Annotated in this window: 9 protein-coding genes and 1 pseudogene; 6 read left to right on the plus strand and 4 right to left on the minus strand. The window is 65.9% G+C overall.

Going from position 1 to position 13045, the window contains the following annotated elements:
* Window positions 1–26: 26 nt before the first annotated feature.
* The gene (gene lexA / locus QFZ54_RS06595) at window positions 27–701 is read left to right on the plus strand and encodes a transcriptional repressor LexA (protein WP_248520978.1); all 675 of its coding nucleotides are present in this window, start codon (window positions 27–29) and stop codon (window positions 699–701) included.
* On the opposite strand, the gene QFZ54_RS06600 is transcribed toward lexA, so the two are convergent.
* Entirely contained in the window at window positions 692–2923 is a 2232-nt protein-coding gene (locus QFZ54_RS06600; protein WP_444965515.1) for a ComEC/Rec2 family competence protein, read from the minus strand. The genes lexA and QFZ54_RS06600 overlap by 10 nt on opposite strands.
* Window positions 2924–2962: 39 nt before the next feature.
* On the opposite strand from QFZ54_RS06600, the gene gltX reads away from it, so the two are divergent.
* From gltX to QFZ54_RS06615, 3 genes are read left to right on the plus strand one after another with little or no spacing between them, the layout of a single operon-like run.
* A complete protein-coding gene (gene gltX / locus QFZ54_RS06605; RefSeq protein ID WP_373458462.1) occupies window positions 2963–4393 on the plus strand; it encodes a glutamate--tRNA ligase in 1431 nt (476 codons plus the stop codon).
* Window positions 4394–4418: 25 nt separating this feature from the next.
* Window positions 4419–5702, plus strand: a complete 1284-nt coding sequence (locus QFZ54_RS06610; RefSeq protein ID WP_307085614.1) for a citrate synthase — start codon at window positions 4419–4421, stop codon at window positions 5700–5702.
* The gene (locus QFZ54_RS06615; protein WP_056058354.1) at window positions 5702–5905 is read left to right on the plus strand and encodes a hypothetical protein; all 204 of its coding nucleotides are present in this window, start codon (window positions 5702–5704) and stop codon (window positions 5903–5905) included. Before QFZ54_RS06610 ends, QFZ54_RS06615 begins: the two co-directional genes overlap by 1 nt.
* On the opposite strand, the gene QFZ54_RS06620 is transcribed toward QFZ54_RS06615, so the two are convergent.
* The 3 genes from QFZ54_RS06620 to QFZ54_RS06630 are packed head-to-tail and all read right to left on the minus strand — an operon-like array spanning window position 5879 to window position 9572.
* Window positions 5879–7261: a sensor histidine kinase gene (locus QFZ54_RS06620; protein WP_307085617.1), complete on the minus strand. Its 1383-nt coding sequence runs from the start codon at window positions 7259–7261 to the stop codon at window positions 5879–5881. The genes QFZ54_RS06615 and QFZ54_RS06620 overlap by 27 nt on opposite strands.
* Window positions 7258–8355 carry a DUF2336 domain-containing protein gene (locus QFZ54_RS06625; RefSeq protein WP_307085619.1) on the minus strand — a complete coding sequence of 366 codons (1098 nt, stop codon included), beginning with the start codon at window positions 8353–8355 and terminating at the stop codon, window positions 7258–7260. Before QFZ54_RS06625 ends, QFZ54_RS06620 begins: the two co-directional genes overlap by 4 nt.
* 35 nt (window positions 8356–8390) lie before the next feature.
* Window positions 8391–9572 carry a hypothetical protein gene (locus QFZ54_RS06630; RefSeq protein WP_307085620.1) on the minus strand — a complete coding sequence of 394 codons (1182 nt, stop codon included), beginning with the start codon at window positions 9570–9572 and terminating at the stop codon, window positions 8391–8393.
* A gap of 276 nt (window positions 9573–9848) precedes the next feature.
* Here QFZ54_RS06630 and QFZ54_RS06635 point away from each other — a divergent pair, with 276 nt between their 5' ends.
* Both QFZ54_RS06635 and QFZ54_RS06640 read left to right on the plus strand, forming a co-directional pair.
* Window positions 9849–12134 (plus strand): hypothetical protein, encoded by a 2286-nt coding sequence (locus tag QFZ54_RS06635; RefSeq protein WP_307085622.1) that lies wholly within the window; start codon window positions 9849–9851, stop codon window positions 12132–12134.
* Between the two features lie 96 nt (window positions 12135–12230).
* Window positions 12231–13009 (plus strand): annotated as a pseudogene (locus QFZ54_RS06640) (SDR family oxidoreductase).
* The last annotated feature ends 36 nt before the right edge of the window (window positions 13010–13045 follow it).

The raw sequence follows: 13045 nt of genomic DNA on the forward strand, positions 1-13045 counted from the left end.
CAGTCTGTTCCGGACGGAGAACCGCCATGCTCACGCGCAAGCAGCACGAACTCGTCTGCTTCATCAACGATCGCCTCAACGAAACCGGCGTATCGCCGTCGTTCGAGGAGATGAAGGACGCGCTCGACCTCAAGTCGAAGTCGGGCGTCCACCGTCTGATCAGCGCGCTCGAGGAGCGCAACTTCATCCGCCGCCTGCCGAACCGCGCACGCGCACTCGAAGTGCTGCGCATGCCCGAGCGGGCGGAGAAAAAGGCGCCGTCGAAGGCGTCGAACGTCAAGGCGGCCCCCACCGCCGCAACGCCGCAACCGGCCAACGACGTCATCGAGATCCCCCTCCACGGCCGCATCGCCGCCGGCGTCCCGATCGAGGCGTTCGAAGGCAGCACGATGCTAGCCGTCCCCGCCGCGCTTCTCGGCACCGGCGAACACTATGCGCTGGAAGTCTCCGGGGACTCGATGGTCGAAGCCGGTATCCTGGACGGCGACTACGCCCTAATCCGCCGCACCGAGACCGCCCGCGATGGCGAGATCGTCGTCGCGCTGATCGAAGACAGCGAAGCCACGCTGAAATACTTCCGCCGCGAAGGCGCGATGGTCCGCCTCGACCCGGCCAACCGCGCCTACGACCCCCAACGCTACGCCCCCGCGCAAGTCCGCGTGCAGGGCAAACTCTCCGGCATCCTCCGCCGCTACGACTGAACCGCTCCATCGCGGAGCCGAGCGTGCCGCGAACTGAACGAGCGCGCGGCACGCTCAAGAACGGGCGGATCGCGCCAGGGGTGGCGATCGCCCGCCTCGAGGATCGTCACGACCGTCCCCGTCCCCAAAGTCAGCGCGACCCCGCCCGTCCGTCGCAGAACACGGCGGTCCAGCTTTAGCCACCGCGGCACACAACGTTTCGGCAGACCGCGTTCGCTGACCACGACGTCAGCGCTGCGACAGGCGGCGATCAGTTCGGCGATTGGGACCATATAGGCGCTGCGGGTCGCGAGGATCCGCCACATCCTTCCCCGAGCGGCGATATCGGTGACGCAAAGATCACGACTGCATCGAGCGTCGGGCTGATCCGCAAGCAACAGCGGCTCGCCGTCCACCCCGCCATTCTCGGCGAGCATGTCCCGCGTATAGTCCCCAGCCCGATCACGCAGCATAGCCAACCCCGCCGCCGTCCGCACCGCAACATGACGACCGTCACCCGTAACGAGAACGTCAGGCGCCGGTGTTGTCAACGCCCAGATCGCTCCGGCCACCAGCGGCAGCAGCCCCAGTTGCCGCAACCGCGTCCGCCACAATGCAATCCAAATCCCTCCAACGACCATCAGCGCAAACGCCGCCGTCGGCATCGCCGGCAAGGACCGCACCGAACCGGGGGCGCCAGCGACGATATGTGCAAGCCACAAAAGCGCATCGAGCGAGCGCTGCACCAGCCACCAGATCGGCGCGCCAAGACCGCCGGCGTCGAGCAGCAACGCGAGCGCTTCCAACGGCATCACGACGAACGTCGTCAACGGAATCGCGACGATGTTGGCGAACGCCCCGTACAGCCCGGCCTTGTGGAAATGATAGACCGCGATCGGCATCAGCGCGAATTCGACCAGCAGCCCCGTCAGCAACAGCGACGCGACGCCGCGTGCCAGCTTGCGTCCTCGCCCCTCGTCATGTGGCCCGAAGAATGCGCGGATCACCGGATGTTCGTGCAGGGCCATGATGGCGGTGATCGCCGCGAACGACAGTTGGAAGCTAGGCCCGGCCGCCGATTCCGGCAACACCAGCATGACGCACGCCGCCCCCGCCGCGACGAGCCGCAACGTCATCGCCTCGCGTCCCATCGCCAGCGCCGCCAGCACGAGCAGCGCCGCGACGCACGAACGGATCGTCGGCACCTGGCTCCCGGTCAGCAAGGTATAACCGATCGCCGCCGCCGCCCCGGCCAACGCGGCGATCAACGGCAGTCGCGCGTGCAAAGCCAGCCACGGACTGAGCGCCAGCAGACGCAACACGATCAGCATCGTCGCCGCCACCGCCGCGGTAATGTGCAGTCCGCTCACCGACAGCAAATGCGCGAGACCTGCCCGGCGCATCGCCTCCGAATCCTCTTCGCTGATCGCGCCGACGTCGCCGGTCGCAAGCGCGGCCGCGATACCGCCCGCGCTGCCATCCAGCCGCGATACAATATGGTGCGACAGCGCGACACGGATGCCAGCGCCTGATTCGCTTGACCTAGTCACGACCACCGGTGCGAAGCCGCGCCCGGTCGCGCCGATCCCGCCGAACCACGCGACGCGCGCGAAGTCGTACGCGCCCGGCACCGCGGGGAGCGGCGGTGGCATCAGCCGCGCCCGCAACTGGATGACCGCCCCCGTCCCCAGCAGGTTCGGCGCATCCGCTTCCGCCAGATTGACGCGGACGCGGTACGGCAAGGATATTGGCTGCCCGCCGGTCTCCACCCCCTTCCCAACCGGCAATACCGTCAGCCGCACCAGCTTCCGCGCCACCAACGGCTCGATCGCCTCAACCTTCGCCGAGAAACGCGCGATCGTCGGACCGCCCAGAACCGGCCGCGCCACCCATTCCGACCGCGCCCAGATCAACCCGAGCCCCAGCGCCGCCGTCAGCAACCCGATCGCCAGCGCCCGCGCCGCACGACCGCCCTGCCCCACGGCCAGACATGCCAACCCGCCTGCGACCAACAGCAGCACCGCGACGCACCACGCTGCCGGGTCCGGTAACGCAAACCACAGCGCGATCCCGCCGCCGAGCATTACCGGCAGCCACAGCACCAGTTGGTCGCGCTCTGCCTCCAGCCAGCGTTCCACGGCCAGCCCGACCACGGCAAGCCCAACGACAGCCCCCCATCGCGGCACGCCCATTTGTCGCCGCCAAGGACGCATGCTAGGGGCGGCGACGGCTGTTATGGCCATCGTTTCTCCATTGTTTCATCAGTCTGGGAGCACCCGCGGTTGGGCGCAATATCTGATACGGGCACCGCCAATTCGGCCGCACCCGTGGTTACCCGTTTCGCTCCGTCGCCGACGGGGTTCCTGCATCTCGGCGGCGCGCGCACCGCGCTGTTCAACTGGCTGTTCGCAAAGGCGAACGGGGGTAAGTTCCTGTTGCGGATCGAGGATACCGACCGGGTCCGCTCGACCCAGCCGGCGATCGACGCGATCATCGACGGGATGCGCTGGCTCGGGCTAGACTGGGACGGCGACGTCGTCATGCAGTTCGCCGGGGCCGAGCGCCACGCGCAGGTCGCGCACGAGATGCTGGCGAACGGGCATGCCTATCGCTGCTACATGACCAACGACGAGATCGCCGCGATGCGTGCCGAGGCACAGGCCGCAAAGAAGCCGCTCCGCATTCGCAGCCCGTGGCGCGATCGTCCGGCGAGCGAGGCCCCCGATCTTCCGCATGTCGTCCGCCTGCGCGCGCCGCAGGAAGGTGCCGTCACGATCGAGGATCGCGTGCAAGGCGCCGTTACGGTCAAGAACGAAGAGATCGACGACCTCGTCCTGCTCCGCTCCGACGGTACGCCGACGTACATGCTCGCGGTCGTCGTCGACGATCACGACATGGGCGTCACGCACGTCATCCGCGGCGACGATCACCTCAACAACGCGTTCCGCCAGTTGCCGATCTACCGCGCGATGGGCTGGCCCGAGCCGATCTACGCGCATATCCCGCTGATCCACGGTCCCGACGGCGCCAAGTTGTCGAAGCGTCACGGTGCCGTCGGTATCGAGGCCTATCGCGACGAGATGGGCATTCTGCCCGAAGCGTTCGACAATTACCTGCTCCGGCTCGGCTGGGGGCACGGCGACGACGAAATCATCAGCCGCGAGCAGGCGGTCGAGTGGTTCGACCTGTCGGGCGTCGGCAAGTCGCCCTCGCGCTTTGATCTCAAGAAGCTAGAGAATCTCAATGGCCATTATATCCGCGAGGCCGACGATGCGCGGCTGGCGCAGCTTGCCGCCGACCGGCTCGGTCACGGTCTGCCGGACGGCGGATTGGCGCTTCTGACTCGCGCGATGCCGGTCCTGAAGCCACGTGCCGCAAACCTGAACGAGCTGGCCGAAGGATCGAATTTCCTGTTCAGCCAGCGTCCTTTGGCGATGGATGACGCCGCGTCGAGCCTTTTGCAGGGTGAAGCGAGTGCGATTTTGGCGAATGCGCATGCTGAACTTGACGCGCTCGACAAGTGGGATACGGAAGCGCTCGAAGGCGCGGTACGGCGCGTGGCCGAAGCCCGAGGGGTCAAACTCGGTCAGGTCGCACAGCCGCTTCGCGCCGCGCTGACGGGACGCAAGACGTCACCGGGAATATTCGATGTGCTCGACCTGCTCGGGCGCGACGAGAGCCTCGGTCGGATCGCCGACCGAATGGCTAGCTGATAAGATTTCGAGGAAGGATACAAGCATGAGCGAGACCGCAACCCTCAAGGTCGATGGCAAGGATTTCGATTATCCGGTGATGTCCGGAACGGTCGGGCCCGACGTCATCGATATCCGCAAGCTGTACGCACAGACGGACAATTTCACTTATGATCCAGGCTTCACCTCGACGGCGTCGTGCCAGTCGAAGCTGACCTATATCGATGGTGACGCAGGCACGCTGCTGCACCGTGGCTACACGATCGGTGAACTGGCCGAGCAGTCGAACTTCATGGAAGTCGCCTATCTGCTCCTGAACGGCGAACTGCCGAGCGCGGACGAGCTGGCGAACTTCTCGAACACGATCACGCGCCACACGATGGTCCACGAGCAGCTCGCGCAGTTCTTCCGTGGCTTCCGCCGCGACGCGCATCCGATGGCGATCCTGTGCGGCGTCGTCGGCGCGCTGTCGGCCTTCTATCACGATTCGACCGACATCCATGATCCTGCGCAGCGCGTGATCGCGTCGCATCGCCTGATCGCCAAGATGCCGACGATCGCCGCGATGGCGTACAAGTACAGCGTCGGCCAGCCGTTCGTCTATCCGGACAACACGCTGAGCTACACTGGCAATTTCCTGAAGATGACGTTCGGCGTGCCGGCCGAGAAGTATGTCGTGAACCCGATCGTCGAAAAGGCGATGGACCGCATCTTCATCCTCCACGCCGATCACGAGCAGAACGCGTCGACCTCGACCGTCCGTCTTGCCGGTTCGTCGGGCGCCAACCCGTTCGCCTGCATCGCCGCCGGCATCGCCTGCCTGTGGGGCCCCGCGCACGGCGGCGCCAACGAAGCCGCGCTCAACATGCTGCATGAGATCGGCACCGTCGACCGCATCCCCGAGTATATCGCGCGCGCCAAGGACAAGAACGATCCGTTCCGCCTGATGGGCTTTGGTCACCGCGTCTACAAGAACTACGATCCGCGCGCGGCCGTCATGCAGACGACCGTCAAGGAAGTGCTCGGCGAGTTGGGCGTCACCGACCCCGTGTTCGACGTCGCGATCGAGCTCGAGCGTCTCGCGCTCAACGATCCGTACTTCATCGAGAAGAAGCTGTTCCCGAACGTCGATTTCTATTCGGGCGTGATCCTGTCGGCGATCGGCTTCCCGACCTCGATGTTCACCGTCCTCTTCGCGCTTGCCCGCACCGTCGGCTGGGTCGCGCAGTGGAACGAGATGATCACTGATCCCGACCAGAAGATCGGCCGTCCGCGCCAGCTGTACAGTGGCCCGACCGCGCGTGACTACGTCCCGATGGCGTCACGCTGATGAAGACGCTCCGGCCGATCCTGATGGTCGTCGGCGTGCTCTGCGCGCTGATGGGTCTGCTCTGGATCGGCCAGGGGCTCGGATACGTCCATTGGCCGCAGTCAAGCTTCATGCTCGACCAGCGGCCTTGGGCGGATCGCGGCGCATTCCTCGCCGCATTCGGCCTCGCGCTAATTTTAGTGGCGCGCCGGATCCGCCGGTAACGTCAGCACGAACCGCGCACCTTCTCCGGGTGCGCTCTCGACCGTGAGATCCCCCTGCATCGCCCGCGCCAGCCGCCGCGCGATGTACAGGCCAAGTCCGTTGCCGCCGGCCTCCGACGGATCGACCCGCTCGAACTTCTCGAAAATTCGCACCTGATCCTCGGGAGCGACGCCCTTGCCCTTGTCCGCGACCACGACGACGGCGTGGCTTTGCGTACGCGTCACGGTGACGATCACCTGTGCGCCGCGCGGCGAGTAGCGCACAGCATTGCCGACCAGGTTGACCAGAATTTGCAGAACACGGCGGAAATCGCCGAGCGCTGGAGCGCAGAGGTCCAGCGCCGGACGCGTGATCGTAACGTCCGCGTTCGCCGCGCGCACCGACAACAGTCCCGCCGCACGGCGCGCGACATCGGCAAGGTCGATCGGTTCAGGCACGAGCATGAAATCGGGCCGCTCGACAGCCTGTAGATCGACGAGATCGTCGACCAGTTCAAGCAAATGCCGGCCCGCGCTGGCGATATCAGCGGCGTAGTCCGCGTAGTCGCCCTGGACCGGACCGTCCGCCTGCGCATTGATACTGTCGGCGTTCGCCACGATACGCGCGAGCGGCACACGCAATGCCTTGTCGAGACCACGCGTAAAGGTCGGCGACAGCGCTTCGGTAGAAACCGCTGTGTGCGGCGCGTCTTCGACCACCATCCGCGCGGCACCGACAAACCCGGCAAAGTCGCCCGCGGCATCATGTCGAACATTGGCAATGAGGGTCACCGCCCGCCCCGAGCTACGCAGGCGCGCAGGTTGCGCCGTCATCGGACGTCGCCGGGCCAGCGAGTCGAGAATCGGTAAGGCCCCATCAACGCCGGTATCCAGCGAGAACATCGCCGTTAGCGGCTGACCGAGCAACGCGAACGCGTCGAACCCATGCCTCGGCCCCGCGTCGAGCGTGACGAAGGTCAGTCGCAACGCCGAGTCCGTCTCCCACCGCCAATCCGTATCGCTGCCGTGAAAATCGTCCTGCGTGCCAGGCGAAGGTTGCTCCGGCCGCCATGCTGCGATCTCACGCCAGCCGCTGACGGTCAGCCGTACATTCTCACCGTCAGGCTGAGCCCGAACCCAGAGGTCGACATCGGTCTCGTCGTCCGCAACGATGACCCCGCGCGACACGACGATCCCCAGCCGTTGCGCCAGCCGCGCTATCGTCGCTAGCTGAGGCACCGCCAGCGGCGCATCGCGCATCCCACCCGCACGCTGGTTAAGCGCCACCAACGCGGGATCCGCGAATGACAGCGAACCGTCCGGCGCGACGATGGCGTGCGCGATCGGACTTTCGATGGAAGGGCCGAACCCGCTCATCGCCGATCCGTACGCGCCAGCGCGCGCAACGCCATCCGAAAATCGCGGCTCAGCGCCAACGGCACGAGCGTCGCGCGCGCATCCTCTACTCCCACCGACACAATCGCGTCGAGCGCATCGGCGAACGCCTCGATATCCCGCCGCGGATCAGCCTCAGACAGCGCAAATCCGATCCGTGCGATGGTCGGCCGATCGAGATCCATCGCCCGCAACGCAAGCCAAAGCCGGTCGCCCTCGGGATCCAGCGTGATGGCGCGCGCTTGATCGAACGCTATGCCGACCGCATGTGCCAACACGGCTACGAACAACGACAGACGCCGGTCGCCGATCGATTCGACCACCACCGCGGGAAGCTCGTTCGGTCGTGCATCCAGCGCCGCAGCAAGCCGCATCGCGACTGCATCGGGCCGCTCGCCTTCGTCATGCGCCGCCAGACTGCGCTGCGCAGCATCCGTGATCGCTCGGTCACTCTCATGTGTCACGGACTGCAAGCCGTCGCGCACAGCCGCAGCCACCCACCAGACTAATCGGTGATGCAGTTCGGCCGGCAACTCGCTGCCTCCCACGGACCCCTGCTCGTTCGACACGCGCCTTCGACTCTCCGCAGCCAGCAACGCCGACGCCCCAGATGCCACCACACTGTCAGGCACCCCCGCCAACCTCACCAGCAAACTCGCTTCGTCGGGCTCGGCGACCTCGACTGGGAGGGAAGCGGCGATCAGGTCGTGCCGCACCCGCGCGATCAGTTCGTCCATCAGTTCTTCGTCGCGGAGCAGTCCGGCACGCGTAAGCCGATCGAGAACGCTCTCCGCCCCGGCCCTCAGCATCGCCTCGCCAGCCTGTGTCGCACCACCCGCCGCCAGCAGACGCGCGGCATGTCGGCGGATGTCCCATTCGATCGCGCCGACGATCGCTTCGAGCACTTGCGCGAGCAGCAACCGCGTACGGTCGTCGAGCCTTGCATTCGCATCGAGAGAAAAATCCGCGATCGTCGCCGTCAGTCGGGTTTCCGCGCGCAGGCGTGCATCCTCCGCTCGCGCAACGGGATCATAGGGTGACATCACGTCACGCACTGGGTCTGGACCGACCGACATGATCCTGTGCTTAGCCACCGGACGTTAAGGTCCGCCTAAGGCGTGCGGCGAAGTCGTTCGATCACGACCGCCAGGGTCGCGGTCGCGTACACCGCAGTCACGCCGAGCCCAAAGACCGGGAACCCCAAGATCGCAAACAGCGCGACGATCAACAGATAGGCTGTTGGGCTTCCCCACCAAAGCTGCCGTTCGCGTTCGAGGATGGCACGTTCGGCCAGCGTGCCGATCGCGACGAGCGCGGTACCGATCGCCAATGCGGTGTTGTTCCCTGCATAGCCGCTAACGAAAAAGGCAAAGACCAGGATCGATGCCGCCGCCACGCCGCCGATGCCCAGGGTCTGCCAACGGGCCATCGACGCATCGTCGCGAAGTCCGCTGAGCACCGAACCCAGTGCTAAGGCTATGCAGCCGACCAGCGACAACATCAGGCCGATCGACGGAAGCCCGACGCCGATCGTGACCAATCCGGCGACGCCCAGCGCGGCACCGGCCGCCCCGACCGTCGTGCCGCCCGCACCACGGTCGACCAACAGCGGCAACGCCAGTCGTGCGATCGGCGCCAGCACAAACCGGTCGAACCAACCTCGCCGTCCCGACACGATCGTCATCAGCACGGCGCGCCCGCGTTCCTCCAGCGTCCGCGCCTGCCGCTCTATCCCGTGCCCGCCGCGCACCGCATCGGTCGGCAACAACACGTGTGCCGCGCGCGACTGCACCGCGAACCGCAGCAGGGACGACTGGAGATCATAATCCTGCGGCAGGCCTGCGACTTCCGCGATCCGGCTCGAACTCAGCCGTGCGACACCGGCCCATGCCATCTGTCCGCCGACACGTTCGAACCCCGGCCCCGCATCGCTTTCGGGTACGACGAGCAGGCAATCGCCGTCTTCGACTGCCATCGCCTTCACGATCGCGTCGGTAGTGACGAGCCCATCGCCGAGCATCAGGACCGGCGCCAGCGGGTGGAGTTTCTCGCCTGCTTCCATCGCAGACCGTACCGTATCTACGCTGACGCCGCGGCGCCCGATGCGGTTGATCGCACCGAGCAATTCCGGCGTCATCCGGGCGACGACGATGATGATCTGCGAAACACCGGCGGCGATCAGCAACCGCGCCTGGTATTCGATCAACGTCACCCCGCTAAAGGGCAAGGTCGCAGCAAGACGATCGGGGCGATCGTCGGCGTCATGAATCGCGAATAATAGGCCGGCAAGCATCGCAGGCTGTTAGGCGGTACGCGCCGTCCTGCAAAGCCCGCGTTCGGCCGAACCGCCCTACGCGAAGGCTCGGTTCGGCGTTACAGAGGCAAAACCAGCTGCCAAAGGCTGAAGGTCCTCTCGCGTTCCTCAATCAACGATCCCTACGCTATAGTCATCAAATCGCACGCTGTGCCGCCCTCCTTACCGGACGGATGAACGTACAAGGATCGCATCATCCGTTTTGTCCGGCTGCAATCCATGATACTTCGACAGTTCATGAACGGGGGTTCGTCAATGATCGGGTTTCGCGCGTCGGCAGCCAATGCCCATCCCATTCGCGCGGATATCGTGATGGATCCGGTGATAGAAGACATGTCCGACACCGTCTCAGACCGCAGTTTCGACGAGGCGTATGAGGAGCCTGCTCCTGAACGCGGACGTCTCTACGCCGGTATCGCAGTGGCGATCATAGTCGTTTGGCTCGGCACCATGCTCTGGCTCGCGCGGGGATCGCTCGCGATGATCGAGCCAATTGCGCTGGCCCAGTTCATCGCGGCGCTTTGCATCGTGCCCGCGCTGGTCGGCATCGTCTGGCTGCTCGTGATGCGGACCAGTCGTAGCGAAGCGCACCGTTTCGGCATCACCGCAAAGGCGATGCGCGACGAGGCTGCCAGTTTGGAGCGCACAGTCGCCGCGCTGTCGAACACGATCGATGCCAACCGCCAGCAATTGGCCGAGCAACTGAATACGCTGATGACGATGGGCGGTAGCGCAACCGAGCAATTGGCGGCGATCGGCCGCGGCATGGTGTCCGAGATCGACCAGGCTGCGGCACATGCGCGCAACCTCGCCACTTCGACCGCCGGTGCACAGACCAGCCTCGGCGTCCTGATCGCCACCCTTCCCCGTGCTCAGGCCGATATCGATGACGTCGCGAAACGCCTCGAGCGCACCGGCCTGTCCGCAAGCGAACATGCCGCCGCCCTCGACGCGCAGATCGTCGCGCTCGCCGAGCGCGGCCGCGATGCCGACGCGATGGCGAGCGGCGCGGCGCAACGCCTCGCCGCGCACATCGTCCGCATGGAAGCGACCAGCCAGACTGCAGGCTCGCATCTCGAATCAGTCACCAACGGTATGTCCGCCGCCGTCGACGCGCTGCTCAATCGCACTGCCGATGCGGTCGATCACTCGAGCCGGCGCATCGCTTCACAGGGTGAGGCGATGCTGGCGATGGTCGGCACGAACCAGGCCGCGCTCGACAGCGCCGCTCGCGACAGCGCCGAAGTGCTCGCTCGTCGCATCGCCACCGTCGAAGATGCGATCGAACGCGTCGCGATCCGTCTCGACCTGCAACGCAGTGCCGGCGACCGGATCGTCGACGACCTCCACACCGGGCTTGGCGAGGTAGAAGCGCGGATCGAACTGCTGCACCGCCACGGTACAGAGCGCACGCAGGACCTCGCCGCATCGATCGGGCAGCTCGGCGGATCTGCCGACGCGATGACCGAAGCGCTGCGAGCTGGCGACGACATGGCGCACCGGACGATCACGACAACCGAAACGCTGCTGGTGGCGCTCGACGCGGCCGCCCGCGAGATCGACGAGACGATGCCCCATGCGCTCAGCCGCCTCGATGCGCAGGTCCTGGCCAGTAAGAACATCGTCGTCTCGGCACGCCCCGAACTGCTGGCGCTAGTCACCGCTGCGGAGAGCACGCACAACGCGATCGAGGCAATTGCAGGCGTCGTCGGCGAACAACGGCATGTGCTCGACACGCTCTCTACCGACCTGCTGAACACGCTTAACACCGGTCGCGAGAAGGCCGATGCGCTGGGCCAGATGGTCGACGAAGCGATCGGCCGCACGCAGCATTTCGCCGAAGACGCCGCCCCGCAGTTGATCGAAGCGCTCCACCGCGTCCGCGAAACCGCCGCGGTTGCAGCCGACAAGGCCCGCGAGACGCTATCGAAGGTCATCCCGGAGGCCGCTGCCGCGCTTGAAGCCGCCAGTGCCAACGCCATGCGCCGCGCCACCAACGATACCGTCGAACGCCAGGTCAAGGCGCTTACCGACGCGACCGGAGCCGCTGTCGACGCTGCCACCGGCGCGACCGAACGCCTTGCGCGTGAAGTACAGGCGATCGTCGACCAGACCGCGATCGTCGAAACGCGGATCCAGGAGGCTCGCACCGAACGCGAGGATGCCGACCAGGACACCTTCGCCCGCCGCGTCTCGCTCCTGATCGAGTCGCTCAACTCCGCCTCGATCGACATCACCAAAGCGATCGCGCCGGAAATCTCTGACAGCGCGTGGGGGGCGTATCTCAAGGGCGACCGCGGGGTCTTCACGCGTCGCGCGGTGCGCATTCTCGATGCGAGCGAAGTGCGCGAGATCGCCGGTCTCTACGACGACGACGAAGCGTTCCGCGAGATGGTCAACCGTTACATCCACGACTTCGAGGCGATGCTCCGCGCGATCCTGACGCAGCGGGACGGGTCGCCGCTTGGGGTGACGTTGCTGTCGTCGGACATGGGCAAGCTGTACGTGGCACTGGCACAGGCGATCGAGCGGTTGCGCTGAGTCGCACAGGGGTATTCGAAATGATCCAGCGGCACCGCTGACGCGGCCCTCGCCAGCGGAGCAATCCGCCGACCGGACTCAAGATTCGAGGCTTGCATGCCAAGGCTGAATACAAAGACGTGCGTCGTTACCGGCGCAGCGCATGGCATCGGCCGCGCGATCGCCGAGCGCTTCCATGACGAGGGCGCCATCGTCATCCTCACCGATATCGACGAAACCATTGGCGCCGAGACTGCGGCGGCGATCGGCTGCCGGTTCGAAAAGCTGGACGTCCGCGAAGAGGCGGACTGGCAACGACTGGCGGAGATCGTTCCGGTTGCCGACGTCGTCGTCAACAATGCTGGCATTACCGGTTTCGAGGGCGGCATGGTCGCGCACGATCCCGAGCATGCGAGCTTGGCCGACTGGCGCGAGGTCCATGCGGTCAATCTCGACGGCACGTTCCTCGGCTGCCGCTATGCTATCGGCGCGATGAAGGCGGCGGGGACCGGCTCGATCATCAACATCTCGTCACGGTCGGGGCTGGTCGGCATCCCCCTTGCTGCGGCCTATGCGTCGTCGAAGGCGGCGATCCGCAATCACAGCAAGACGGTGGCGCTGTATTGCGCGCAGCAGGGGTGGAAGATCCGCTGCAACTCGGTGCATCCGGCGGCGATCCTGACGCCGATCTGCGAGCCGATGCTGGGGATGGTCCGGACCGGGAGACGCGGATGGCGGCGCTGGTGGCGGATACGCCGTTAAAGCGGTTCGGGATGCCCGACGAGGTCGCCGCGGTCGCTGTGATGCTCGCGTCGGACGAGGCCACGTATATCACGGGGACGGAGATCAATATGGATGGCGGCCTGCTGGCCGGGTCAGCGGCGTCGCCGGGGTGATGGCAACCTCACGATCCTGCCCCGCCAGGGGGAGGT

This window comes from Sphingomonas faeni, from assembly GCF_030817315.1.
Classification (GTDB): Bacteria; Pseudomonadota; Alphaproteobacteria; order Sphingomonadales; family Sphingomonadaceae; genus Sphingomonas; species Sphingomonas faeni_C.

Excerpts from the sequence above, each read along its gene's own strand:
- lexA (WP_248520978.1), top strand. The coding sequence starts at position 27 with ATGCTCACGCGCAAGCAGCACGAACTCGTCTGCTTCATCAACGATCGC.
- QFZ54_RS06600 (WP_444965515.1), bottom strand. The coding sequence starts at position 2,923 with ATGGCCATAACAGCCGTCGCCGCCCCTAGCATGCGTCCTTGGCGGCGA.
- QFZ54_RS06610 (WP_307085614.1), top strand. The coding sequence starts at position 4,419 with ATGAGCGAGACCGCAACCCTCAAGGTCGATGGCAAGGATTTCGATTAT.
- QFZ54_RS06615 (WP_056058354.1), top strand. The coding sequence starts at position 5,702 with ATGAAGACGCTCCGGCCGATCCTGATGGTCGTCGGCGTGCTCTGCGCG.
- QFZ54_RS06620 (WP_307085617.1), bottom strand. The coding sequence starts at position 7,261 with ATGAGCGGGTTCGGCCCTTCCATCGAAAGTCCGATCGCGCACGCCATC.
- QFZ54_RS06625 (WP_307085619.1), bottom strand. The coding sequence starts at position 8,355 with ATGTCGGTCGGTCCAGACCCAGTGCGTGACGTGATGTCACCCTATGAT.
- QFZ54_RS06630 (WP_307085620.1), bottom strand. The coding sequence starts at position 9,572 with ATGCTTGCCGGCCTATTATTCGCGATTCATGACGCCGACGATCGCCCC.
- QFZ54_RS06635 (WP_307085622.1), top strand. The coding sequence starts at position 9,849 with ATGATCGGGTTTCGCGCGTCGGCAGCCAATGCCCATCCCATTCGCGCG.